Source organism: Paracoccus sp. S-4012, assembly GCF_009674885.1.
GTDB lineage: Bacteria > Pseudomonadota > Alphaproteobacteria > Rhodobacterales > Rhodobacteraceae > Paracoccus.
Window position 1 is genome coordinate 61,420 of the sequence record NZ_WKKA01000004.1, and the last position, 20,934, is coordinate 82,353.

At 71.5% G+C, this 20,934-nt stretch carries 23 protein-coding genes; 12 read left to right on the plus strand and 11 right to left on the minus strand.

Annotated elements, in window-relative coordinates; genetic code table 11:
- Window positions 1-15 precede the first annotated feature (15 nt).
- The 6 genes from pcaD to GI374_RS07145 are packed head-to-tail and all read left to right on the plus strand — an operon-like array spanning window position 16 to window position 4,812.
- Window positions 16-798: a 3-oxoadipate enol-lactonase gene (gene pcaD, locus GI374_RS07120; RefSeq protein WP_154336339.1), complete on the plus strand. Its 783-nt coding sequence runs from the start codon at window positions 16-18 to the stop codon at window positions 796-798.
- Window positions 795-1,178 (plus strand): 4-carboxymuconolactone decarboxylase, encoded by a 384-nt coding sequence (pcaC, locus tag GI374_RS07125; RefSeq protein ID WP_154336340.1) that lies wholly within the window; start codon window positions 795-797, stop codon window positions 1,176-1,178. The genes pcaD and pcaC overlap by 4 nt, the downstream gene beginning before the upstream one ends.
- Window positions 1,175-1,897 (plus strand): protocatechuate 3,4-dioxygenase subunit beta, encoded by a 723-nt coding sequence (pcaH, locus tag GI374_RS07130; protein ID WP_154336341.1) that lies wholly within the window; start codon window positions 1,175-1,177, stop codon window positions 1,895-1,897. Before pcaC ends, pcaH begins: the two co-directional genes overlap by 4 nt.
- The gene (pcaG, locus tag GI374_RS07135; RefSeq protein WP_154336342.1) at window positions 1,897-2,604 is read left to right on the plus strand and encodes a protocatechuate 3,4-dioxygenase subunit alpha; all 708 of its coding nucleotides are present in this window, start codon (window positions 1,897-1,899) and stop codon (window positions 2,602-2,604) included. Before pcaH ends, pcaG begins: the two co-directional genes overlap by 1 nt.
- Before the next feature lie 7 nt (window positions 2,605-2,611).
- Entirely contained in the window at window positions 2,612-3,454 is an 843-nt protein-coding gene (locus GI374_RS07140) for a 3-keto-5-aminohexanoate cleavage protein (protein ID WP_154336343.1), read from the plus strand.
- On the plus strand, window positions 3,454-4,812 hold the full coding sequence (locus tag GI374_RS07145) for a lyase family protein (protein ID WP_154336344.1): 1,359 nt from the start codon (window positions 3,454-3,456) through the stop codon (window positions 4,810-4,812). Before GI374_RS07140 ends, GI374_RS07145 begins: the two co-directional genes overlap by 1 nt.
- On the opposite strand, the gene GI374_RS07150 is transcribed toward GI374_RS07145, so the two are convergent.
- Window positions 4,778-6,022, minus strand: coding sequence for a glycerate kinase (locus GI374_RS07150; RefSeq protein WP_154336345.1), 1,245 nt, complete (start codon window positions 6,020-6,022; stop codon window positions 4,778-4,780). The genes GI374_RS07145 and GI374_RS07150 overlap by 35 nt on opposite strands.
- 103 nt (window positions 6,023-6,125) lie before the next feature.
- On the opposite strand from GI374_RS07150, the gene GI374_RS07155 reads away from it, so the two are divergent.
- Together GI374_RS07155 and GI374_RS07160 are read left to right on the plus strand one after the other, a co-directional pair.
- Window positions 6,126-6,971: a 2-dehydro-3-deoxygalactonokinase gene (locus GI374_RS07155; RefSeq protein WP_154336346.1), complete on the plus strand. Its 846-nt coding sequence runs from the start codon at window positions 6,126-6,128 to the stop codon at window positions 6,969-6,971.
- 93 nt (window positions 6,972-7,064) lie between these two features.
- Window positions 7,065-7,517 (plus strand): META domain-containing protein, encoded by a 453-nt coding sequence (locus tag GI374_RS07160; protein WP_154336347.1) that lies wholly within the window; start codon window positions 7,065-7,067, stop codon window positions 7,515-7,517.
- Window positions 7,518-7,609: 92 nt separating this feature from the next.
- Here GI374_RS07160 and GI374_RS07165 read toward each other — a convergent pair whose 3' ends face one another.
- Together GI374_RS07165 and GI374_RS07170 are read right to left on the minus strand one after the other, a co-directional pair.
- Window positions 7,610-8,254, minus strand: coding sequence for a DUF1523 family protein (locus tag GI374_RS07165; RefSeq protein WP_154336348.1), 645 nt, complete (start codon window positions 8,252-8,254; stop codon window positions 7,610-7,612).
- Between the two features lie 14 nt (window positions 8,255-8,268).
- Complete coding sequence (locus GI374_RS07170) at window positions 8,269-8,589, minus strand: hypothetical protein (protein WP_229582907.1); 321 nt, start codon at window positions 8,587-8,589, stop codon at window positions 8,269-8,271.
- Window positions 8,590-8,604: 15 nt separating this feature from the next.
- Between GI374_RS07170 and GI374_RS07175 the strand changes: the two genes are divergently transcribed.
- Window positions 8,605-9,909, plus strand: coding sequence for an acetylornithine deacetylase/succinyl-diaminopimelate desuccinylase family protein (locus GI374_RS07175; RefSeq protein WP_154336349.1), 1,305 nt, complete (start codon window positions 8,605-8,607; stop codon window positions 9,907-9,909).
- Window positions 9,910-10,022: 113 nt separating this feature from the next.
- Here the strand turns inward: GI374_RS07175 and GI374_RS07180 are convergent, their stop codons facing one another.
- The 3 genes from GI374_RS07180 to GI374_RS18860 are packed head-to-tail and all read right to left on the minus strand — an operon-like array spanning window position 10,023 to window position 10,847.
- Complete coding sequence (locus GI374_RS07180; RefSeq protein ID WP_154336350.1) at window positions 10,023-10,304, minus strand: hypothetical protein; 282 nt, start codon at window positions 10,302-10,304, stop codon at window positions 10,023-10,025.
- A gap of 10 nt (window positions 10,305-10,314) precedes the next feature.
- Entirely contained in the window at window positions 10,315-10,509 is a 195-nt protein-coding gene (locus GI374_RS07185) for a hypothetical protein (protein ID WP_154336351.1), read from the minus strand.
- Window positions 10,506-10,847, minus strand: a complete 342-nt coding sequence (locus tag GI374_RS18860) for a hypothetical protein (RefSeq protein ID WP_195759867.1) — start codon at window positions 10,845-10,847, stop codon at window positions 10,506-10,508. Before GI374_RS18860 ends, GI374_RS07185 begins: the two co-directional genes overlap by 4 nt.
- 148 nt (window positions 10,848-10,995) lie before the next feature.
- Between GI374_RS18860 and GI374_RS07195 the strand changes: the two genes are divergently transcribed.
- The gene (locus GI374_RS07195) at window positions 10,996-11,292 is read left to right on the plus strand and encodes a septum formation initiator family protein (protein WP_154336352.1); all 297 of its coding nucleotides are present in this window, start codon (window positions 10,996-10,998) and stop codon (window positions 11,290-11,292) included.
- Between the two features lie 12 nt (window positions 11,293-11,304).
- Here the strand turns inward: GI374_RS07195 and GI374_RS07200 are convergent, their stop codons facing one another.
- Window positions 11,305-12,381 (minus strand): Mrp/NBP35 family ATP-binding protein, encoded by a 1,077-nt coding sequence (locus tag GI374_RS07200; protein WP_154336353.1) that lies wholly within the window; start codon window positions 12,379-12,381, stop codon window positions 11,305-11,307.
- A gap of 452 nt (window positions 12,382-12,833) precedes the next feature.
- Here GI374_RS07200 and GI374_RS07205 point away from each other — a divergent pair, with 452 nt between their 5' ends.
- The gene (locus GI374_RS07205; protein WP_154336354.1) at window positions 12,834-13,043 is read left to right on the plus strand and encodes a DUF1127 domain-containing protein; all 210 of its coding nucleotides are present in this window, start codon (window positions 12,834-12,836) and stop codon (window positions 13,041-13,043) included.
- Window positions 13,044-13,328: 285 nt separating this feature from the next.
- On the opposite strand, the gene GI374_RS07210 is transcribed toward GI374_RS07205, so the two are convergent.
- The gene (locus GI374_RS07210; RefSeq protein ID WP_154336355.1) at window positions 13,329-15,218 is read right to left on the minus strand and encodes a potassium transporter Kup; all 1,890 of its coding nucleotides are present in this window, start codon (window positions 15,216-15,218) and stop codon (window positions 13,329-13,331) included.
- A gap of 116 nt (window positions 15,219-15,334) precedes the next feature.
- On the opposite strand from GI374_RS07210, the gene rlmJ reads away from it, so the two are divergent.
- On the plus strand, window positions 15,335-16,117 hold the full coding sequence (gene rlmJ, locus GI374_RS07215; RefSeq protein ID WP_154336356.1) for a 23S rRNA (adenine(2030)-N(6))-methyltransferase RlmJ: 783 nt from the start codon (window positions 15,335-15,337) through the stop codon (window positions 16,115-16,117).
- A gap of 6 nt (window positions 16,118-16,123) precedes the next feature.
- Here rlmJ and GI374_RS07220 read toward each other — a convergent pair whose 3' ends face one another.
- The 3 genes from GI374_RS07220 to GI374_RS07230 are packed head-to-tail and all read right to left on the minus strand — an operon-like array spanning window position 16,124 to window position 20,824.
- Window positions 16,124-16,579 carry a YaiI/YqxD family protein gene (locus GI374_RS07220; RefSeq protein WP_370515199.1) on the minus strand — a complete coding sequence of 152 codons (456 nt, stop codon included), beginning with the start codon at window positions 16,577-16,579 and terminating at the stop codon, window positions 16,124-16,126.
- Between the two features lie 4 nt (window positions 16,580-16,583).
- Window positions 16,584-20,204 carry a transcription-repair coupling factor gene (gene mfd / locus GI374_RS07225; RefSeq protein WP_154336357.1) on the minus strand — a complete coding sequence of 1,207 codons (3,621 nt, stop codon included), beginning with the start codon at window positions 20,202-20,204 and terminating at the stop codon, window positions 16,584-16,586.
- A 53-nt stretch (window positions 20,205-20,257) separates the two neighbouring features.
- Complete coding sequence (locus GI374_RS07230) at window positions 20,258-20,824, minus strand: hypothetical protein (RefSeq protein WP_370515201.1); 567 nt, start codon at window positions 20,822-20,824, stop codon at window positions 20,258-20,260.
- Between the last annotated feature and the right edge of the window lie 110 nt (window positions 20,825-20,934).

Consider the following 20,934-nt stretch of genomic DNA (forward strand, 5'->3'; position numbering starts at 1 on the left):
GGGGAGGAGTTCACCATGCGCGTCCTGACGCGGCCTTGGGGGGCCTTGCACTACCGCGTGGACGGCCCGGCGACCGGCCCGGCGCTGCTGCTGGTCAACTCGCTCGGCACCGACCTGCGCCTGTGGGAGCCGGTGCTGCCGCATCTGCCCGATGCCTGGCGCATCATCCGCTACGACAAGCCCGGCCACGGCCTCTCCGACCGAGGCCGCCCGAAGACCGAGGACGACCTCGCCGCCGACGCGATCGCGCTGATCGAGGCCGAGGCGCCGCAGGGCGCCGTGGTTGCGGGCGTCTCCATCGGCGGGCTGGTCGCGCAGACCGCGGCCGCCTTGCGCCCCGACCTCGTCCGCGCGGTGGTGCTGTCGAACACCGCCCTGACCTTCGGCGATCCGGCGACCTGGGAGGAGCGCATCGCCAAGCTCGAGGCGGGCGGCATGGAGGCTCTGGTGGATGGCGTCATGGAACGCTGGTTCGGCCACGCCTTCCGCGCCACGCCGGAACTGGCGCTGTGGCGCAACATGCTGCGCGCCTGCCAGCCCGAGGGCTATGCCGACTGCTGCCGGGTGCTGTCGCAGGCCGACCGGACCCACGCCTCGGCCGGGCTGACCCTGCCGGTCCTCACCGTCGGCGGCTCCGACGACCAGTCCACCACGCCCGCGATCGTCCGCAAGCTCCACCACGCCATCCCCGGCGCCCGCTGGGCCGAGGTCGACGGCGCGGGCCACCTGCCCATGGTCGAGCGGCCCGAGGCCTGGGCCGAGGCAGTCATCCCCTTCCTGCAGACGCATATGGGATGAGCGAGCTCACCGACACCGGCACCGCCACCCGCCGCCGCATCCTCGGCGACGCCCATGTGGACCGCGCGCAGGCGGCTGCCACGCCCTTCGACGAACCGTTCCAGGCCCTCATCACCGACGCCGCCTGGGGGCACCTCTGGTCGCGCGACACCATCACCCCGCGCGAGCGCTCGATGCTGACCATCGCATTGCTGGCGGCCCTGGGGAACGATGAGGAACTGGCCCTGCACCTGCGCGCCACCGCAAACACCGGCGCCTCGCCCGAGGACATCCGCGAGGCGCTGCTGCATGTGGCGATCTACGCGGGCGTGCCGCGCGCCAACAGCGCCTTCCGCCTCGCCCGCGACATCCTCGGCCTTGCCGGGAAGGAGCCCCAATGACCCCCGCCGAATACCATGCCTGCGACCGGCGCCGTCACCCGCCGGCGCTGACGCCGAACTACAAGACCTCCGTGTCCCGCAGCCCGCGCTTCGCCGCGCTGAGCCTGCAGAACTCGCTCTCCGAGATCACCGGCCCGGTCTTCGGGCACAATGACATCGACCCGATCGACAACGACCTGATCCGCAACTACGCCAAGGAGGGCGAGCCCATCGGCGAGCGGATCATCGTCCACGGCCGGGTGCTGGACGAGAACGCGCGGCCGGTGCCGCAGACGCTCGTGGAGATCTGGCAGGCCAATGCGGGCGGGCGTTACCGGCACCGGAAGGACACCTATCTCGCGCCCATCGACCCGAACTTCGGCGGCTGCGGGCGGACGCTGACGGATGCGGACGGGCACTACTTCTTCCGCACCGTGAAGCCCGGCGCCTATCCGTGGCGCAACTGGGTCAACGACTGGCGCCCGGCGCATATCCACGTCTCGGTGTTCGGCCGCGCCTTCGCGCAGCGGCTCATCACGCAGATGTATTTCGAGGGCGATCCCCTGATCCCGCGCTGCCCAATCGTGCAGACGATCCCCGACCCGGCCGCCATCGACCAGCTGATCGCGCCCTTGGACATGAACGCCGGCGTGCCGCTCGACTGCCTCGCCTACCGCTTCGACATCGTGCTGCGCGGCCGCCGCTCGACCATGTTCGAGAACCGGCTGGAGGGGAACTGATGCCGCAGCCCCTCCACTACCTGCGCGAGACCGCCTCGCAGACCGCCGGGCCCTACGTCCACATCGGCCTCGCGCCGGGCGCGGCGGGTTTCGACATCTACCGCGAGGAACTCGGCTGGGACATCGCCGGGCCGAACGCGGAAGGGCAGCGGATCATCGTCGAGGGCGTGGTGATCGACGGCACCGGCGCGCCGGTGAAGGACGTGCTGCTCGAGGCCTGGCAGGCCGACGCCGAGGGCCGCTACGCGCACCCCGATGACCCGCGCCATGCCGAGGTGGCCGAGGACTTCCGCGGCTGGGGCCGGGTCATCACCGATTTCGAGACCGGCCTCTGGTCCTTCCAGACCGTCAAGCCCGGGCAGGTCCCCGCCCGCCGGCCGCTCGGTCCCGCCGTGAAGGTCCGCCCGCAAAGCGCCGGGGAACGCACCGACGCCCTCGGCCGCGGCCATCAGGGCCCGCGCCGCCAAGCGCCCCACATCAACCTCTGGATCGTCGCCCGCGGCATCAACCTCGGCCTCAACACGCGGATGTATTTCGCGGACGAGGCGGAGGCCAACGCCGCCGACGCGGTCCTGAACCTCGTCGAGCAGGTCCATCGCCGCGAGACCCTGATCGCCCGGCCAGCGGGCGAGCGCGACGGCCTGCCCGTCTGGCGCTTCGACATCCGCCTGCAAGGCGACGGCGAGACCGTCTTCTTCGACATCTGAGGCCCGCATGACCGACCCTGCCAAGAACCCCTGCATCATCTGCGTGGCCATCACCGGCTCGTTGCCGACCAAGGACAACAACTCGGCCATCCCGATCACCATTTCCGAGCAGGTCGAGTCGACGCAGGAAGCCTTCGAGGCCGGCGCCACCATCGCCCATTGCCACGTCCGCGACGACGCCGGAAAGCCCAGCTCCGACCCCGAGCGCTTCGCCCGCCTGCGCGAGGGCATTGCTGCGCATTGCCCCGGCATGATCGTCCAGTTCTCGACCGGCGGCCGCTCCGGCGCGGGCCGCGAGCGCGGGGGGATGCTGGGGTTGCGGCCCGACATGGCCTCGCTCTCGGTCGGGTCGAACAATTTCCCGACCCGCGTCTACGAGAACCCGCCAAACCTCGTGGACTGGCTCGCCGCCGAGATGCTGGCGCATGATATCAAGCCCGAGATCGAGGCCTTCGACCTCAGCCATATCGTCCAGGCCACGCGGATGGCCGCGGGCGGGCAGCTGAAATCGCCGCTCTATGTCCAGTTCGTCATGGGCGTGAAGAACGCGATGCCCGCCGACGAGCCGATCTTCGACTTCTACATCGAAACGCTGAAGCGCCTCGCCCCCGACGCGCAGTGGTGCGGGGCCGGTATCGGGCCCGAGCAGCTGCGCGTCAACGAGTGGTGCATCGCCAAGGGCGGCCACACCCGGACGGGGATGGAGGACAACGTGCGCCTCGATCGCGACACGCTGGCACCGTCCAACGCCGCGCTCGTCAAGCGGGCGGCGGAGCATTGCGCGAAATACGGCCGCCCCGTGGCGACCTCGGCGCGGGCCCGCGCGATCCTCGGCCTGCGCCCCGCCTGATGCCGGCCGCGCCCGCCGACAGCGCGGTCTACCGCCGCCTCTTTGGCGACGAGGAGGTGGCCGCGCTCTTCACCGACAGCGCCGAGATCCGGGCGATGCTGCTGGTCGAGGGCGTGCTCGCGCGGGTGCAGGGGCGCTTGGGGCTGATCCCGCAGGACGCGGCGGCGCTGATCGACCGTGCCAGCCGCGAGGTGCAGATCGACCCGGCCGGACTGGCGGCGCAGGTGGCGCGGGACGGGGTGCCGGTTCCGGCGCTGCGGGCGGCGTTCCGGGCCGCGGTGCCGGGGGACGCGATGGGCTGGGCGCATTGGGGCGCGACCTCGCAGGACATCGCGGACACCGGCCTCGCGCTGCGGCTGCGGCGGGTGCTGGCGATCTGGGAGGGGCGGCTGGCGGCCTTGACCGCGGCGCTGGGCCGGCTGGCGGAGGAACAGGCCGAACTGCCAATGGCGGCGCGGACTTACGGGCAGGTGGCGACACGGACCAGCTTCGGGGCCGTCGCGGCAGGCTGGGGCTGGCCGCTGCTCGAAGCCCGCGACGGACTGGAGGCCCTGCGCCCGCGCCTGCTGCGCGTCTCGCTCGGTGGCGCTGCGGGCACGCTTTCCGCGATGGGGCCGCGTGGACCGGAGGTGCGTGCGGGCGTCGCGGCGGAACTGGGTCTCGCCGATCCGGGGCATGGCTGGCACCCCGACCGCAGCGGCATCGCAGCGCTTGCGGGCTGGGCCGCGGGCCTCGCCGGAACGCTCGGGCGGATGGGCGAGGACATGATCCTGATGACCCAGTCGGGCATCGGCGAGCTTCGCCTGCCGCAGGCCGGCGGCTCCTCCACCATGCCGCAGAAGCAGAACCCGGTCGGCCCCTCGGCCCTCGTGGCGCTCTCGCGGCAGATCATCGGCCTTGCCGCCACGCTGCAGGGCGCGGGCCTCCACCGCCAGCAGCGCGACGGTGCGGCCTGGTTCCAGGAATGGCTGACGCTGCCGCAGCTCTGCCTCTCGACCGGCCGGGCGCTGTCGCTCGCCGCCGAGCTGACCGAAGGCGCGCAGCCCGTCGCCGAAGCGATGGCGGCGGCCCTCGCGGACGGGTTCGCCGATGCCGAGGCGCTGTCCTTCGCGCTGGCTGAAACGATGCCGCGAGACGCGGCGCAGGCCGCCGTGCGCCGCCTCGCCGTGGAGGCCGCAGCCACCGGCACGCCCCTCACCACCCTCGCCGATCGCGACCACCCGATACCCGGCGGCTGGGCCGCGCGGCTGGGAGGGGCGCAGGCCCTCGGCACCGCGCCCGAGGAGGCCCGCGCCTTCGCCGCAGCAGCGGCGGCGAACGGCCTCAGCCTTCGATCAGGATCGCCCGGAAGTCGTTGACATTTGTCAGCGTCGGCCCGGTCACGACCTGCCCGCCCACCGCCGCGAAGAACCCATGCGCGTCATTGCGCGCGAGCGCGGCTTGCGGTTCCAGCCCCGCAGCCCGCGCCGCCGCCAGCGTCCCCGGCCCGATCAGCGCGCCCGCGACCTCGGCCGCGCCATCCACGCCGTCCGTGTCGCAGGCGATCGCATGGACCCCCGGCGCGCCGCCAAGCGCAATCGCGAGCGCGAGCGCATATTCCGCGTTCGGCCCGCCGCAGCCGTCGCCGCGCCGCGTCACCGTCAGCTCGCCCCCCGAGAGGATCACCCGCGGCCCCTTAGCGGCGAGCGCCAGCCGGGCATGCTGCCGCGCCACCTCCCGCGCCTCGCCCTCGAGCCCGTCTCCCAGAAGATCGACCGCATAACCCGCAGCGCGCGCCAGCTCCGCCGCGGCGGCCAGGGACTGCGCGGGGGCGGCGATCACCCGGTTCTCGACCCGCCCGAGCCGCGGATCGCCCGGCGCGATCACGCCGGTCGGCCCGGCCAGCACCCGCGCCACCGCCTCCGGCACGGCGATGTCGCGCCGCGCGAGGATCGCCGCTGCCTGCTCCGCGGTCCCCGCCTCGCCCACGGTCGGCCCCGAGCCGATCACCGCCGGATCGTCCCCCGGCACGTCCGAGATCATCAGCGCCAGCATCCGCGCTGGCCAGGCGGCGGCCGCAAGCTGGCCGCCCTTCACCTGGCTCAGGTGCTTGCGGATCAGGTTCATTTCGCCGATTGGCGCGCCCGACGCGAGAAGCGCCTCGTTCACCGCCTGCTCGTCCGCCAGCGTCAGCCCCTCGGCCGGTGCCGTCAGCAGCGCCGAGGCCCCGCCGGAGATCAGCGCGAGAACGAAATCTCCCTCCCCGAGACCATCTAGCAAGGCGAGCATCCGCCGAGTCGCGGCCTCGCCGGCGGCATCAGGCACCGGATGCGCCGCCTCGACAATCTCAATTCCTTGCGTCGGGCGGCCATGGCCGTAGCGTGTGATCACAAGCCCGTCGCTTGGCCCCCAGACACTCTCCAAAGCCTCGGCCATGCGCGCCGATGCCTTGCCCGCGCCGACCGCCAGCACGCGGCCCGCCGGTCTGGGCGGCAGCAGCGCGGGAAGGCGCCGCATCGGGTCGGCCGCCGCCACCGCCGCGTCGAAGAGCGCGCGCAGCAGCCGCGGCGGGTCTTTTTCCGTTTCCATCGGTCCATCCCCCTCCTGCCGAGGGGTGGCGCGCGCGTGCACTTGCCGTCAAGTCCCGGTTATCGGGCTTGATCTTCGGCGGCCTGGCGGTCAGCAGGGTTGCATGACAGCCGACTGGATCGCCATCGACCGGACCGAGGGCCGGCTGCACGCCTGGGCGCTCGGCGAGGCCGGGATTCTGGCCGAGACCGCCGGGCGCCCGGCGGATGCACCGCTGAATCTGATCGCAGCCTGGCTGCCGGAGGGGCGCGTGACCCCGGTCATCGTCGGCGGCTCACCGGAGGCGCCGCTCCGCGCCGTCCCCTGCCCGCCGCTCGGCCCCCTCGTGCCTGCGCCGCCCGCCGACCCGCGCGTCGAGATTTCCCTGGTCCCCGGCCTCTCGCAACGCCGCCCCTCGCCGGACCTGACGCGCAGCGGCGCGATCCGCATCGCAGGGGTGCTCGCATTGCGGCCCGGCTTCGACGGCACCATCTGCCTGGCGGGCGCTCATTCCGTGTGGGCCGAGGTCTCGGCGGGCGAGGTCGTCAGTTTCCGCGGCTTTCTCACCGGGGAGCTCGACGCGCTGCTCGCGACCCGCTCCACCCTGCGCGACGCCCTGCGCAGCGAAGGGTTTGACGATGCCGCCTTCGACGCCGCGGTAGCCGACGCCATCGCCCGGCCCGAGGCGCTCGCCGCGCGGCTGCATGGGCTGCGGGCCGAGGCGCTGCTGGATGACCTGCCCCCCGACGCCGCCCGCGCCCGCCTCTCGGGGCTGCTGATCGGCGCCGAACTCGCCGCCGCACGGCCGTGGTGGCTGGGGCGCGAGGTCGTCATCCTGGGTGACGAGCCGCGCACCCGCCTCTACATCCGCGCCCTCGCGACGCTGGGCGTTGAGCCCGACTGCCTTGCGGAAAGCGACGCCACGCTGGCCGGCTTCATCGCCGCCCGCGCCCTGCTGCGGGGCGAATGATGCGCAGCCGCGCTCCCCGGCGGAACCGCCGCGCCGCGGCCTTCGTTCGGCCGCAAGCCCCTGACCCTGCTGACGAATGATAAGGATGCCCCGATGCTGAAGCCGCTCGCCTTGTCCGCCGCCGCCCTGGCCCTGCTCGCCGCCTGCGAGCCCGTGCCTTCCGCGACCACGCCGCTGCCCGTCTCCGCACCCGCGATCAATTCCAGCCACCCAGTCGCGCTCGTCGGCACCTCCTGGCACTTCGCCACGATCGGCGGGACGAAGGTCGAGGACCCACTCGTGACCCGGATCACCTTCGGCGACGGCGCCGTCAGCGGCACTTTCGGGTGCAACGAATGGACCGCGCCCTACCAGATCGAGGGCGGCCTGCTGCGGATCGGCATGCCGGGCGGGACGCAATACGACTGCCCCGGCAAGACCGACTTCCAGGAGCGCGAGGGCGTGCGCCGCATCCAGATGCCGATGCAGGTGGTCCAGCAGGGCGGCCGCACGGTGGTCCTGAGCGGACGCGAGGGGCAGAACTTCGTGCTGGAGCTGCGTCAGTAACGCCCGGCGGGGGTGGCCTGCGGCAGGGCGCTGCAGGCAGCCCCGATTGTTCATACGAACAATCGTTGCGAATTTTCGTACGAAAATTTGGCCTAGCGGCGCCGCCTGTCGAGCCAGCCCCGCAGTCCCCGCCGCCGCTCCGCCATCCGCTCGCGCGCGGCATCGGCCCGCGCATCCACCCGGTCCCAGGCCGGCCCGAGCGTCCGCTGCCGGAACTGCGCCCACATCCGCCAGAACAGCAGCAGCAGCAGCCCGAGCAGCGCCAGGATCAGCAGCGCGGCCCAGTTCAGCGGGTCGGAGTCGGGCCCGGCGACCGGGGTGATCGCCACGGCATTGGGATAGATCGTCATCCAGGCCACCCGCCAGCCATAGCTGGTCACGCTGACCCAGCGGGGGTCCCCGGCCGTGGATTGCAGGTCGGTCGCCACCGCCTGCAGGTTCGAGCTGTCGTATTTGAAATAGGGCGGCCAGATCCAGCCGGTGTCCTCGTTGCGATAGACCCGCGGCCGGCCGTTCGGCTTCACCGTGTCGATGAAGCGGATGTCGCGCTGGCCGGCGGCGTTCTCGACCGCGCCGGTGCCGGTGTCGGCATAGAACATCCGGTTCGCCCCGAGATCGGTCAGCCGGTTGTAGGTGTTGGTGATCCTCACCGTCTCGCGCGAGGGCAGCGTGTAGTCGAGAAACAGGAAGACAAGGAGCACGAAGAGCCCCTTCAGCACCAAGCCCGCATAGCGCATCGCAGCCTCCGCTCTCAGTTGTGGTTCACGAGATAGACGATCAGCATCACCGCCACAAAGGGCAGCACCAGCACGAGCGCGACGAGCCGCGCCCTGAGGGTCCGATGGAACCCCTGCATCCGCCGCCCAACGAAGGCTGCTCGCGCTGCTCGAGCCCCGCCGGGATTGTCGCGCTCCCAGACGCCTTCCAGCCGCTCCCGCTCCAGCGAGCGGAGATAGATCGTAAGCGACAGGTAGGAGACCCCCTGAATGACGAGCAGGATCGCGGCGAGGCGCAGCATGGCCATCAGCCGCGGCGCCCGCATCGGCCCGGCTTCCTCCGCCGGAGCGGCCATGCTTTAGTCGCGCCCATGACCGAGTTTCTCACCCAGATCGACAGCCGCCGCAACGCCCTCATCCAGCTCACGCAGGATCTCGTCCGCATTCCGACGCTGAACCCGCCGGGCCGCCATTACCGCGACATCTGCGCGTTCATCGAGGCCCGCCTCGCACCGCAGGGGTGGCGCTGCGAACTGATCCGCGCGCATGGGGCGCCGGGCGACTCGGAGGCGTATCCCCGCTGGAACCTCGTCGCGCGGCTCGAGGGCGCGCGGCCCGGCCAGACGGTACATTTCAACAGCCATCACGACGTGGTCGAGGTCGGCCACGGCTGGACCCGCGACCCCTTCGGATGCGAGCACGACACGGCCGAGGACCGCATTTACGGGCGCGGCACCTGCGACATGAAGGGCGGCCTCGCGGCGTCCATCATCGCGGCCGAGGCCTTCGCCGCCGCGCATCCGGAGTTCGCGGGCGGGATCGAGATCTCGGCCACCGCAGACGAGGAATCCGGCGGCTACGGCGGGGTGGCCTACCTCGCCGAGCAGGGCCGCTTCGCGCATGTGGACGCGGTCCTGATCCCCGAGCCGCTGCACAAGGACCGCATCTGCCTCGGCCACCGCGGCGTCTGGTGGGCCGAGATCGAGACGCAAGGGCGCATCGCCCACGGCTCGATGCCCTTCCTCGGCGACAGCGCCATCCGCCACATGGGCGCGGTGCTGGAGGAGATGGAGCGGACGCTCTGGCCGCTGCTCTCGACCAAGCACACCGCTATGCCGGTGATCCCCGAGGGCGCGCGGACCAGCACGCTCAACATCAACTCGATCCACGGCGGCGAGGCGGAGCGGCAGGCGGGCGACACCGGCCTGCCCGCGCCGAACGTCGCCGACCGCTGCCGCATCGTCATCGACCGCCGCTTCCTGATCGAGGAGGATCTGGCCGAGGTGAAGCGCGAGGTCACGGCGATGCTGGAGCGCGTCCGGGCCGAGCGCCCGAGCTTCCGCTCCGAGGTGCGCGACCTCTTCGAGGTGATCCCCTCGATGACCGAAAAATCCGCGCCCGTGGTGCAGGCGACCGCCGCCGCCATCGCCGAGGTGCTGGGCGTCGAGGCCGCCTATGTCGTCAGCCCCGGCACCTACGACCAGAAGCACATCGACCGCATCGGCAAGCTGAAGAACTGCATCGCCTACGGGCCGGGGGTGCTGGATCTCGCGCATCAGCCGGACGAGTGGATCGGCGTTCAGGACATGGTGGACAGCGCGAAGGTGATGGGCGGGGTGCTCGGGCGGCTGCTGGGGGTTGATGAGCGCGCGCGCCTCATGTCCGGGCCCCGGTAGCGGCCGAAGCCCGACGGCACCCGTAGGGTGCGTGCTCCGCACGCACCATTGGAGGTGGCCCATGACGGTGCGTGGAAACCACGCACCCTACCCGCGGCGCACCAAGCCCGTCCTCAGCGCTTCTGATCCGCGGGCTTGCCGCTGTTCTTGTGGTGCTGGCTCTCCTGGTTCTCGCCCTGCGGCGCCGGGTTGCCGTCCTCGCTCGCGACCGGCGTGGGGTCCTCCGGCAGGTCGGTTTCGTCGATCCGCGCGCGGACGCCCTTCGAGGCGTTCAGATAGGGGCGCGGATTGAAGTCCTTGTCCTCGTTGCTGGTGTCCACGCGGCCCTCGATGATGTCGAGCTGCTGCTGGTGGGTCTTGGTGCCCTGCGGCGGGCCGCCCTTGGTGCTGGCCATTTGGGCCTCCTTACTTGTTGGTGCGCCCGCGCTGGTTCGGGTCGATTCCGCCCTCGGGCGTGGTGTCGTTCATGACGTCGCCCTCGAAGGTGTTCTCGCCCCCGATCGGCGGGTCGTCGGGATCGACGCCCTTGGAGCGGCCGATGCCGGGATCGTTCCGCAAATTGGCGTCAGACGGGGTCTTCGTCTTCGGGTGCTTGCTCATCGGCCTTCCTCCGTCTCCGGCCCGGCTTCGGCGAGGTTGCCGTCGCGCGGCATCCCCTCGCCCACGGCGGGGCGCTCGTCGGCGAGCTTCTCGCGCTTGACGTCGCCGGCGGCGCCCTCACCCGGCGCGTGGCTGCCGACGTGATCGTGGTGCTGCTGCGACTTCACGTGGCGCGAATCGAGACCGCGCTGCTCGGAATGGCGCGAGGTGTCGCGATTCGACAGGATCTCGTTGTCGGGCAGTGCCTCGACATCCGCCGGGCTCATGCCGCCGGTGCCGTCGCCCTTGCCCTGGTCCTGCTGGCCGGGGCCGTACTTCTTGCTGCTTGCGTTTGCCATGAGGGTTCCTCTGCTTGCCCATCCTCGGGGCTGTCGCAGGTCAACGAATGGCAAGGCGCGATGTTCCGTCTGCGGCCCGTCTGCCGGGGATTCCCCCTGCCCGCGCCGCATGGCATGATCCCCGCCGACCCGGCGCATGCGAGGCCCCATGAACCAGAACCGCCTCTCCCTCGGCGCCGTCGTCTTCGTCGCGCTGATGATCCTGCTCGGGCTCTACTTCGCCTTCGCGGCGGTGCAGGGGCCGTCGGGCATCCTGCGCCGGGTGCAGCTCGAGGCCGAGACGCGCACCCTCGAGGCCGAGCGCGACCGGCTGCAGGGCGAGGTGGACCGGATGACGAACCTCACGCAGCGGCTGTCGGACGACTACCTCGACCTCGACCTGCTGGACGAGCGGGCGCGCCAGGTGCTCGGCCTCGCGCGGGCCGACGAGATCGTGCCGCCCTGAAGGCGCGAGGCCTCAGGCCTTGCCGCTCTCGATCAGCCCGCGGGCGAGGCGGGCATAGGCCTCGGCCACCGGACCCTCGCCGCTCGCCACAGGAACGCCGCGGTCGCCGGCGAGGCGCACCTCGAGGGCGAGCGGGATCTCGCCCAGGAACGGCACCCCGATGCGCGCGGCCTCGTCGGCGACGCCGCCATGGCCGAAGGGATGCGCCTCGTGGCCGCAGTTCGGGCAGATATAGGTCGACATATTCTCGACGAGGCCGATGATCGGCGTGTTGAGGCGGCGGAACGCGTCCATCGCCCGGCGCGCGTCGATCAGCGCCACGTCCTGCGGGGTCGAGACGACGATCGCACCGTCCGACTTCGTCTTCTGCCCCAGCGTCAGCTGCACGTCGCCGGTTCCCGGCGGCAGGTCGATCAGCAGCACGTCGAGTGGCGCCCAGTTCACCTGCCCCAGCATCTGCTGCATCGCGCCCATCAGCATCGGCCCACGCCAGATGATCGCCTGCCCTTCCGGCAGCATCAGCCCGAGCGACATCAGCTTGACGCCGTGCGCGGTCAGCGGCTCCAGCGTCTTGCCATCGTTCGAGGGCGGCTTGCCCGAGGCGCCCATCATGCGCGGCTGCGACGGCCCGTAGATATCGGCGTCGAGCAGCCCGACCCGCCGCCCCTGCCGCGCGAGCGCCACGGCGAGGTTCGAGGTCAGCGTGGACTTGCCGACCCCACCCTTGCCCGAGCCGACGAGGATGATCCGGTCCACGCCCGCTACCGGCTCCGGCCCGGCCTGCGGCGTCGGGTGGCGGCCGATCTTGAGGTCGGGGGCAGCGCCGCGGCTTGCCTCGCGGACCGAGGGGGCGGTGGTGGCGATGCTGACCTGCGCGACGCCGGGCAGCGCGCCGATGCGCCGCTTGGCCTCCGCCTCGGCCTCGGACATGGCGGCGGCGGAAGCGGCGTCGGCGGCCTCGATCACGAAGCGCACCACGCCGCCCTCAATGGTCAGCGCCCGCACCATGTCGCGCGAGGCCAGCGTGCCGCCCCCCGGAGCCGGCACTTCGGCAAGGCTCGCCATCACCATGTCTGACGTGAGTGCCATGAAACCACCTCTGCAATCCCGTTCCCGCCCGCTGGCGGCGTCCGGCGAAGACCATGAACCGTGCGGCGGAGAGGGACAAGCAGATGACGGCTCCTCCGGGAAGTCCGGCAGGGCGTCACCGGAGAGCCCGCGGAGGCTCCCCGCGGAGGTTGGTTGCGGCAGGTTGCCGCAGTGCGGCGTTCCTGACGACAACGCTGGTTCCGCACGGAGCCGGGATGACGTTGCGTCAAGCGCATGACTTTGGCGTCATACCCCCGGATTGTGGCCTTGATGAACCGGAAACAACGGACATGGCGGCCACTAAGCATCATAAAAGTGTCACAAACAGGCCTCGCTATGCGCTGTGCACATACCACCAATGAGCGAGCGGCTATTGTGCATCGGCAGCGAATGGGCCATCTCTCCCTCACCGAAGCGCGACACCCCGCTCGGCAGGAAATGAAGGCAGGACCATGACGACGCTCGATTTCGCCCGCAACCAGGATGGCCGCCGCGCCGGGCTCGGCGAGTTCTTCGCTTCCGCTCGTGCTGCGATGCAGCGTCGGGCGCTCTACCGCGCGACCGTGCGCGAGCTGGGCGCCCTGGGCGATCGCGAGCTTGCCGATCTGGGCCTGCACCGGTCGATGATCCACCAGACCGCCCGCGACGCCACGCGCGTCTGAGACATTCCCATCCGGGTCCGTCTCCTCCTCCCTGCGGACCCGGCCAGCGGCGCCCCGACCTCCTCCCCAGGGGCGCCGCTCACCAGACCGCCGGCGTTCGGTCCTCCCCCGAACCCGGTGTAGCCGGCCTCTCCCCTCCTCCCTGAGGGCCGGCTGATTGCGGCGGCGGCCGACTCCTCCCCGAGGGCCGCGCCGCAGAGACCCGCGCTCCGTCCTCCCCGGACGCGCGTCTGGCGGCGGTGCCCCTCCTCCCAGGGGCGCCGCCGCTTTCATTTCCAGCCCCCCTCAGATGTCGATCTGCTGGCCGAGCTCGACCACCCGGTTCGAGGGCAGGCGGTAGAAGCTCGTCGGCTCCGACGCCTGCCGGTAGAGCCCGCCATAGAGCCGCGCCGCCCAGCGGGGCATCAGCCGGCCCCGGCCGATCCGCAGCGTGCGGCGGTTGAGGAAGAACGAAGTCGTCATGGCGTCGAAGCTGTGCCCCTGCGCCTCCGCCCGCGACAGCGCGCGGGGCACGTTCGGCTGCTCCATGTAGCCGAAGCGCAGCCAGACGCGCCAGAAGCGCGGTCCGATCGCCTCGATGCGCAGGCGCTCCTCGGGCGCGACGCGGGGCGTGGTCTGGACCTCCACCGTGACGATGAAGTTGCGCTCGTGCAGCACGTGGTTGTGCTTGAGGTTGTGCATCAAGGCCGGCGGCGCGGTCGTCGGGTCGGCGGTCAGGAACACCGCCGTGCCGCGCACGATCACCGGCGGGCGCGCCGCCAGCCGGTCGGCGACGAACTGCATCGCCACCGCCTCGCCCGAGAGCCGCCGCTGCAGCAGCGTCGTGCCGCGAAGCCAAGTCACCATGAACGTGATCACCGTTCCGGCGAACAGCAGCGGCACCCAGCCGCCGTCCAGCACCTTCAGGACGTTGGCGACGAAGAACACCAGCTCCAGCCCGAGGATCGGCAGCATGACCGCCAGCACCGGCACCCACCGCCACCGCCACGCATGGCGCAGGACGATCACCGCGAGGACCGAGGTGATGACCATGTCGCCGGTCACGGCGATGCCGTAGGCGCTCGCCAGCCGGGCCGAGGAGCCGAAGGACAGGACCAGCGCGCAGACGCCGGCCATCAGGATGAGGTTGACCTTGGGCAGGTAGATCTGCCCGCGCTGCGTCTGCGAGGTGTGCCGGATCTCGAGCCGCGGCAGCAGGCCCAGCTGCACCGCCTGCGCCGCGACCGAGAAGGCGCCCGAGATGACCGACTGGCTGGCGATTACCGTCGCCGCCGTCGCCAGCAGCACCAAGGGCAGCGTGAACCACGGCGGCGCCATCAGGAAGAACGGGTTTGCGGCCGCCTCCGGGTGCGACAGCACCATCGCCCCCTGCCCCAGATAGCTCAGCGTCAGCGCCGGGAAGACGATGGCGAGCCACGAGATGCGAATGGGTCGCCTGCCGAAATGGCCCATGTCGGCATAGAGGGCCTCGGCCCCCGTCACGGCGAGAAACACCGATCCCATGACCGGCAGCGCGCCGAACCCGTTGCCGGCGATGAACCCCGCCGCGCGCAGCGGGTTCAGCGCCTGCAGGATCCGCGCGTCGTCCAGCATGTGCGAGGCGCCCAGGCCCGCCATGACCACGAACCAGACGAGCATGACCGGCCCGAACAGCCGCGAGACCGCCTCGGTCCCGCTCCGCTGCACCCAGAAGAGCGCGATCACGATCAGCAGCGTGACCGGAACCACCCATCCCTCGAAGCCCGGCACGACCAGCGTCATGCCCTCGACCGCCGAGAGGACCGACATCGCCGGGGTGATCATCGAATCGCCGAAGAAGAGCGACACGCCGACGATGCCCGTCAGGTAGAGCCACCACGCGCGGCGTTGCAGCACGCCCTGAGCCATGGCCACCAGCGAGAGCGTGCCGCCCTCGCCATTGTTGTCGGCGCGCAGCATCAGCACGACATATTTCAGCGTGACGATCAGGCAGACGGTCCAGAACAGCAGCGAGACGATGCCGATCACGGCGGTCTCGGCCATGTGGTGCTCATGCGCGTGGACCAGCGACTCGCGCAGCGCGTAGAGCGGCGAGGTGCCGATATCGCCATAGACGACGCCGAGGCAGGCGAGCATCAGCCGCGGATCGGACGTGCGCGGATGGGCGGGATAGGCGGTGGGGGAGTAGCCGGACATGATGCGTCTGCCCTGGGGCGCTGCCGCGGATGCGGGCGCCCGGCGGCGACAACGGCCGAAGGGCGATCCGGTTCCGGCGGGCTTCCGCTTCCGCAGAGCGCAGGATACGTCAGGTCATGCTCTCCTACCAGCACGCCTATCACGCCGGAAACCTGGCCGACCTGCACAAGCACGCGCTGCTGGCGCGGATGCTGGCCTATGTGACCGCCAAGCCCAAGCCGCTGAGCTATCTGGAGACCCATGCGGGCCGGGCGCTCTACGATCTGGGCGCGCCCGAGGCCCGGCGCACCCGAGAGGCCGAAGCGGGGATCGAGCGCGCGCTGGCCGAGGGCTGGCTGCCGCCGGGCGAGCCGCTGCTTCAGGTCCTCGGCCGCGTCCGCAAGCGCGAGGGCGCGCGCGCTTATCCGGGATCACCCCTGATCGCGGCCGAGATGCTGCGGCCGGGCGACCGGATCGACCTCGCCGAACTGCACCCGGCCGAGGCCGAAGCGCTTGAGGCCGCCATGTCCGGCCGAGCCCGCATCCACCGCGAGGACGGATTCGGCATGGCGGGCCGCCTCTGCCCGCCCGAACCGCGCCGGGGGCTCATGCTGGTGGACCCGAGCTGGGAGGTGAAGGCCGATTACGACCGCCTGCCGGCTTTCGTGGCGCGGATCGCGCGCAAGTGGAACGTGGGGGTGATCGCGCTCTGGGTGCCGATCCTTGGCGACCTGCGCCATGCGGGGATGCTGGCGGCGCTGACGGCCGGGCATCCCGAGGCGCTGTGGTCGGAGGTGCGGTTTCCGCCCGCGCGCGAGGGGCACGGGATGGTGGGGTCCGGGATATTCGTGGTGAACCCGCCCTGGGGGACGGCCGAGGCGGCGGCGGCGATCGAGGGGATTTTCCGGGCCAGGGTGTAGGGCGCGCTACACCCCGCGCAGCGCCGCCCGAAGCTCCCGGTCGAGCGCCTGCAGGAACCGCGAGCGGTCCGCCTTCGAGAACCCCCCGCCGCGCCCCTGATGGAACGGATCGGCCGCGCGGATGTCGCGCATCAGGTCGCGGGTGGCGAGGACGCTGCCGATGTTGGCCTGCGTCAGCGCCTCGCCGTCGGGCTTGAGCACCCGCGCGCCGGCCTTCACGCAGCGGTCGGCCAGTGGAATATCCGCCGTCACCACCACATCGCCGGGGCCGCATTCCTCCGCGATCCACAGGTCCGCGACATCCGGCCCCTCGGGCACGATCTTCAGCGTCACGAGCGGGTTCGGCGAGGGCCGGATGCCGCCGTTGCAGACCAGCACCATCGGCACCCCCAGCCGCGTCGCGACGCGCTCGGCCTCGGCGCGGACCGGGCAGGCATCGGCATCGATCAGGAGCCGCGTCACCGGATCACGACCAGCGTTTCGGGCGTGGGGCCTTCGGCGGCGGCGCGCGGAACGGGCGCGAGGGCCGCGCGGCGGGCTTCGCGACGGGCTGCGGCTTCGGCACAGGCACCGCCTCCACCACCACCGGCTTGCCCGTCGCTTTCCCCTCCGCCTTCAGCGCCAGTTCCTTCGCCACGGCAAAGGCGCCCTTGATCCGTTCGGCATCGCTGCCCCAGGCGCGCGAGACGACGATCTTGTTGTCCTTGATCGCCACCTCGCCGCGGTTCTCGTGGATGAACTCCACCAGCCCCTCGGGCCGCGCGAACCTGTCGTTGTGGAACGTCACCGTCGCACCCCTCGGCCCGGCATCGAGCCGCGCGATCCCGGCGCGCTTGGCCATGCCCTTGATCCGCATGACCAGCAGCAGCGTGTTCACCTCGCGCGGCAGCGGCCCGAAGCGGTCGATCAGCTCGGCCGCGAAGCCCTCCATCTCGGTCTTGCCCGAAAGCTCCGCCAGCCGCCGGTAGAGGCCCAGACGCACGTCGAGATCGGGGATGTAGCTCTCGGGGATCGTCACCGGCACGCCGAGGTTCAGCACCGGCGCCCAGTCGTCCTCCGGCGCGGCCTCGAGCTCGCCCGATTTCAGCTTGGCGATCGTCTCCTCCAGCATCGCCTGGTAGAGCTCGAACCCGACCTCCTTGATATGCCCCGACTGCTCCTCGCCCAGCAGGTTGCCGGCGCCGCGCAGGTCGAGGTCCTGGCTGGCGATGTTGAAGCCCGCGCCAAGGCTGTCGATCGCGCCGAGGAACTTCAGCCGCCGTATCGCCTGCGGCGTCAGCGGCGCGCGCGGCTTCGTCGTCAGATAGGCATAGGCGCGGGTCTTCGAGCGGCCCACGCGGCCCCGGATCTGATAGAGTTGCGCCAGCCCGAACTGGTCCGCGCGCCAGACGATCATGGTGTTCGCGGTCGGGATGTCGAGGCCGCTCTCGACGATCGAGGTCGCGAGCAGCACGTCATGGCCGCCGTCGTAGAAGGCGTTCATCCGCTGGTCGAGATCGCCCGCCGCCATCTGCCCATGCGCGACGAGGTAGCTGACCTCCGGCACATGCTCCTTCAGCCAGGCTTCCACCTCGGGCAGGTCGGCGATGCGGGGCACGACGAAGAAGCTCTGCCCGCCGCGGTATTTCTCGCGCAGCAGCGCCTCGCGCACCGTGATGCTGTCGAACTCCGAAACATAGGTGCGGATGGCGAGGCGGTCGACCGGGGGCGTGCCGATCACCGAAAGGTCGCGCACGCCCGAGAGCGACAGTTGCAGCGTCCGCGGGATCGGCGTCGCGGTCAGCGTCAGGACGTGGATTTCCGAGCGCAGCTCCTTCAGCCGCTCCTTGTGGGCGACGCCGAAATGCTGCTCCTCGTCCACGATCAGCAGGCCGAGGTTCTTGAACTTCACCTGTTTTGCCAGAACCGCATGGGTGCCGACCGCGATGTCCACCGTCCCGTCCGCGAGCCCCGCCCGCGTGGCCGCCGCGTCCTTCGCACTGACGAAGCGTGAGAGCGGTCGCACCCGAACGGCGGTCCCTCGGAAACGGTCGGCGAAGCTGCGAAAGTGCTGGCGCGCGAGCAGCGTCGTCGGCGCGACCACGGCCACCTGCTGGCCCTGCGAGGCGGCAATGAAGGCCGCGCGCATCGCCACCTCGGTCTTGCCGAAGCCCACGTCGCCCACGATCAGCCGGTCCATCGGCCGCCCCGCGGCGAGGTCGCCCGCGACATCCTCAATGGCGGCGGCCTGATCGTCGGTCTCGGTCCACGGGAACCGGGCCGAGAACGCCTCCCACTCGTGATGCTCGGGCTCCAGCACCGGGGCGGCGCGCAGCAGCCGCTCGGCCGCGACGCGCATCAGGCGGTCGGCGATCTGACGGATGCGCTCCTTCAGCCGCGCCTTCCGCGCCTGCCACGCCCCGCCGCCCAGCCGGTCAAGAAGGCCCTCCTCATGCCCATAGCGGGTCAGGAGTTCGATGTTCTCGACCGGGACATAGAGCTTGGCGTCGTCGGCATAGAGGAGATGCACATAGTCATGCGGCGGTCCCATCTTCCCGTCCGGGCGCGGCACCTGCATGGTCTCGACGCCCAGGTAGCGGCCGATGCCATGCTCGACATGCACCACGAGGTCGCCCGGGGTGAGGGTTTGGGTGTCCTTGAGGAAGTTCTCTGCCCGCCGTCGCTTTCTCGCGCCGCGGATCAGCCGGTCGCCCAGCACGTCCTGCTCGGAGATGACCGCGATCTTGCCGAGCGCGCGCCCGTCCGCCGTGAACCCCTCCTCCAGCGGCCAGACCGCAAGGCCGAGCGCGCCCTTGCCCTCGGCCAGATCGCCAAGCCGCGCCACCGGCACCGCGCCCTCGACGCCTTCATCAGCGATCAGCCCTGCCAGCCGCTCGCGCGCGCCCTCGGAGAAGGAGGCAACGACGACGCGCCCCTCTTTCCGCAAGGCGCGAAGGTGGTCGGCGAGGGCACCGAAGAGGTTGATCTTCTCGCTCTGCCGCTCGGGCGCGAAGTTACGCCCCGCCCGGCCGCCCGCGTCCAGCACCCCGGGGCCCGGCGGCGCAGGCAGCGCGGCGAGGCGGATGACGCGACGCGGTGCCAGCCATGCAGCCCACTCCGCCTCGTCGGGAAACATCTCGGCAGGCGGGATCGGCTTGTAGACCGTATCCGCCCGATCCTTGCGCGCCAAAGCCTCGCGCCGCGCGTCGTACTGCTCCGTGATCGTCTCCCAGCGGGCGGCGCGGACCTGCTCGATGCGGTCGTCCAGCATCACCGAGGCCTGAGGGAGGTAGTCGAAGAGGCTCCCCATCCCCGCGTGGAACCAGCCCAGCCAGTGCTCCACCCCCTGCGCCTTCTGCCCGGCGCTGACCGCCTCATAGAGCGGGTCGCCTGTGCCTCCGGCGCCGAACTCGGCCCGGTAGGACTGGCGAAAGCGGGTGATGGCGGGCTCGTCGAGGATCACCTCGGACATCGGCGCCAGCTCGATCCGGTCGAGCTTCTCGGTCGTGCGCTGCGTCTCGGGGTCGAACCGGCGGGCGCCGTCCAGCACGTCGCCGAAGAGGTCGAGGCGCACCGGCCCGCCCGCTCCGTCCGGGCCGTAGGGCGGGAAGATGTCGATGATGCCGCCGCGCACGGCGTAGTCGCCGGGTTCCGTCGCGGTCGGCGCCTGCGAGAAGCCCATCCGCACGAGGAAGGCGCGCAGGGCGGCCTCGTCCATCCGGTCGCCCACGCGGGCGGCGAAGCTCGCCCCGGCCACGGTGGCGCGGGGCGGCACCCGCTGCATGGCGGCGTTGAGCGTCGTCAGCACCACGAACGGCCCCTTCAGCACGCCCGAGGCGAGCGCCGCGAGGGTCGCCATCCGCGCCGCCTGCAACCCGGCGGCGGGCGAGACCCGGTCGTAGGGGGTGGTATCCCAGGCCGGAAACTCCAGCACCGGCAGCGAGGGCGCGAGGAAGGCGAGAGCCGCGCGGGTCGCGGCCATGCGGCGGTCGTCGCGAGCGACATGGATGACCGGCGCGGCGCGGGTTTCCGCCTCGCGCGCGATCAGCGCGGCGTCGTAGCCCTCCGGCGCGCCGGAAAGGGTGATCTGGGCGGGACTGTCGGCCATGCGCGGCTCACCTAAACCCGCGCAGGGCGGAGTCAAGGCAGCGCGGCGTCAAGTCAGACCCCGTAGGGATGCATCAGGTTCCACAGCGTCCCCCAGGCGGCGGCGATGGCGACGGCCATGATCGACAACGCCGCGACAATCCGGCGGTGCCGCGTCATCAGCCGCGCGGCCTGCGCCGCGGCTTCGGCGGCCGGAAGCCCGCCGCTCTCGGCCGCGCCCATCACAGCGGCCAGCCGATGCGCCAGCCGCAGCCGCATCAGCAGCAGCAGGCCGAGAGGCGTGAAAAGCAGCACGAGCGCTTGCGCCGTCTCCAGCCCGTAGCCGAAGCCGAGGACGCCGAGCGCGACCAGCACGAAGGCCGTCACCCCCACCAGCACCGCCCCCTCGCCGCGCCCGATGCGCCAGCGCGGCAGCGTCAGCGACAGCCAGTCGAGCAGCAGCAGCCCCTCGGGCCTCTCGGCCTCGCCCGCGGTCTGCCGGGCGCGGATCACGACCTCGACCGGCACGCCCAGCACGCTGCGCGTGGTGATCGCCCAGACCGCGCAGAGCGCGAGCCAGTACCACAGCGACGGGAAGGAGCGGGTGTCGAGAAAGCGCAGCAGGCCGTCGAATGAGGTCACTATCGGGTCGCGTCCGAACGAATGTCGCGCCACCGTAAGGCAAGCCGCGGCAAAGGGAAACGCCTCCCGCGTCCGGCTTCTTCTGTCCCGAAATATCCTCCGGGGGTGCG

Excerpts from the sequence above, each read along its gene's own strand:
- pcaD (WP_154336339.1), top strand. The coding sequence starts at position 16 with ATGCGCGTCCTGACGCGGCCTTGGGGGGCCTTGCACTACCGCGTGGAC.
- pcaC (WP_154336340.1), top strand. The coding sequence starts at position 795 with ATGAGCGAGCTCACCGACACCGGCACCGCCACCCGCCGCCGCATCCTC.
- pcaH (WP_154336341.1), top strand. The coding sequence starts at position 1,175 with ATGACCCCCGCCGAATACCATGCCTGCGACCGGCGCCGTCACCCGCCG.
- pcaG (WP_154336342.1), top strand. The coding sequence starts at position 1,897 with ATGCCGCAGCCCCTCCACTACCTGCGCGAGACCGCCTCGCAGACCGCC.
- GI374_RS07140 (WP_154336343.1), top strand. The coding sequence starts at position 2,612 with ATGACCGACCCTGCCAAGAACCCCTGCATCATCTGCGTGGCCATCACC.
- GI374_RS07145 (WP_154336344.1), top strand. The coding sequence starts at position 3,454 with ATGCCGGCCGCGCCCGCCGACAGCGCGGTCTACCGCCGCCTCTTTGGC.
- GI374_RS07150 (WP_154336345.1), bottom strand. The coding sequence starts at position 6,022 with ATGGAAACGGAAAAAGACCCGCCGCGGCTGCTGCGCGCGCTCTTCGAC.
- GI374_RS07155 (WP_154336346.1), top strand. The coding sequence starts at position 6,126 with ATGACAGCCGACTGGATCGCCATCGACCGGACCGAGGGCCGGCTGCAC.
- GI374_RS07160 (WP_154336347.1), top strand. The coding sequence starts at position 7,065 with ATGCTGAAGCCGCTCGCCTTGTCCGCCGCCGCCCTGGCCCTGCTCGCC.
- GI374_RS07165 (WP_154336348.1), bottom strand. The coding sequence starts at position 8,254 with ATGCGCTATGCGGGCTTGGTGCTGAAGGGGCTCTTCGTGCTCCTTGTC.
- GI374_RS07170 (WP_229582907.1), bottom strand. The coding sequence starts at position 8,589 with ATGGCCGCTCCGGCGGAGGAAGCCGGGCCGATGCGGGCGCCGCGGCTG.
- GI374_RS07175 (WP_154336349.1), top strand. The coding sequence starts at position 8,605 with ATGACCGAGTTTCTCACCCAGATCGACAGCCGCCGCAACGCCCTCATC.
- GI374_RS07180 (WP_154336350.1), bottom strand. The coding sequence starts at position 10,304 with ATGGCCAGCACCAAGGGCGGCCCGCCGCAGGGCACCAAGACCCACCAG.
- GI374_RS07185 (WP_154336351.1), bottom strand. The coding sequence starts at position 10,509 with ATGAGCAAGCACCCGAAGACGAAGACCCCGTCTGACGCCAATTTGCGG.
- GI374_RS18860 (WP_195759867.1), bottom strand. The coding sequence starts at position 10,847 with ATGGCAAACGCAAGCAGCAAGAAGTACGGCCCCGGCCAGCAGGACCAG.
- GI374_RS07195 (WP_154336352.1), top strand. The coding sequence starts at position 10,996 with ATGAACCAGAACCGCCTCTCCCTCGGCGCCGTCGTCTTCGTCGCGCTG.
- GI374_RS07200 (WP_154336353.1), bottom strand. The coding sequence starts at position 12,381 with ATGGCACTCACGTCAGACATGGTGATGGCGAGCCTTGCCGAAGTGCCG.
- GI374_RS07205 (WP_154336354.1), top strand. The coding sequence starts at position 12,834 with ATGACGACGCTCGATTTCGCCCGCAACCAGGATGGCCGCCGCGCCGGG.
- GI374_RS07210 (WP_154336355.1), bottom strand. The coding sequence starts at position 15,218 with ATGTCCGGCTACTCCCCCACCGCCTATCCCGCCCATCCGCGCACGTCC.
- rlmJ (WP_154336356.1), top strand. The coding sequence starts at position 15,335 with ATGCTCTCCTACCAGCACGCCTATCACGCCGGAAACCTGGCCGACCTG.
- mfd (WP_154336357.1), bottom strand. The coding sequence starts at position 20,204 with ATGGCCGACAGTCCCGCCCAGATCACCCTTTCCGGCGCGCCGGAGGGC.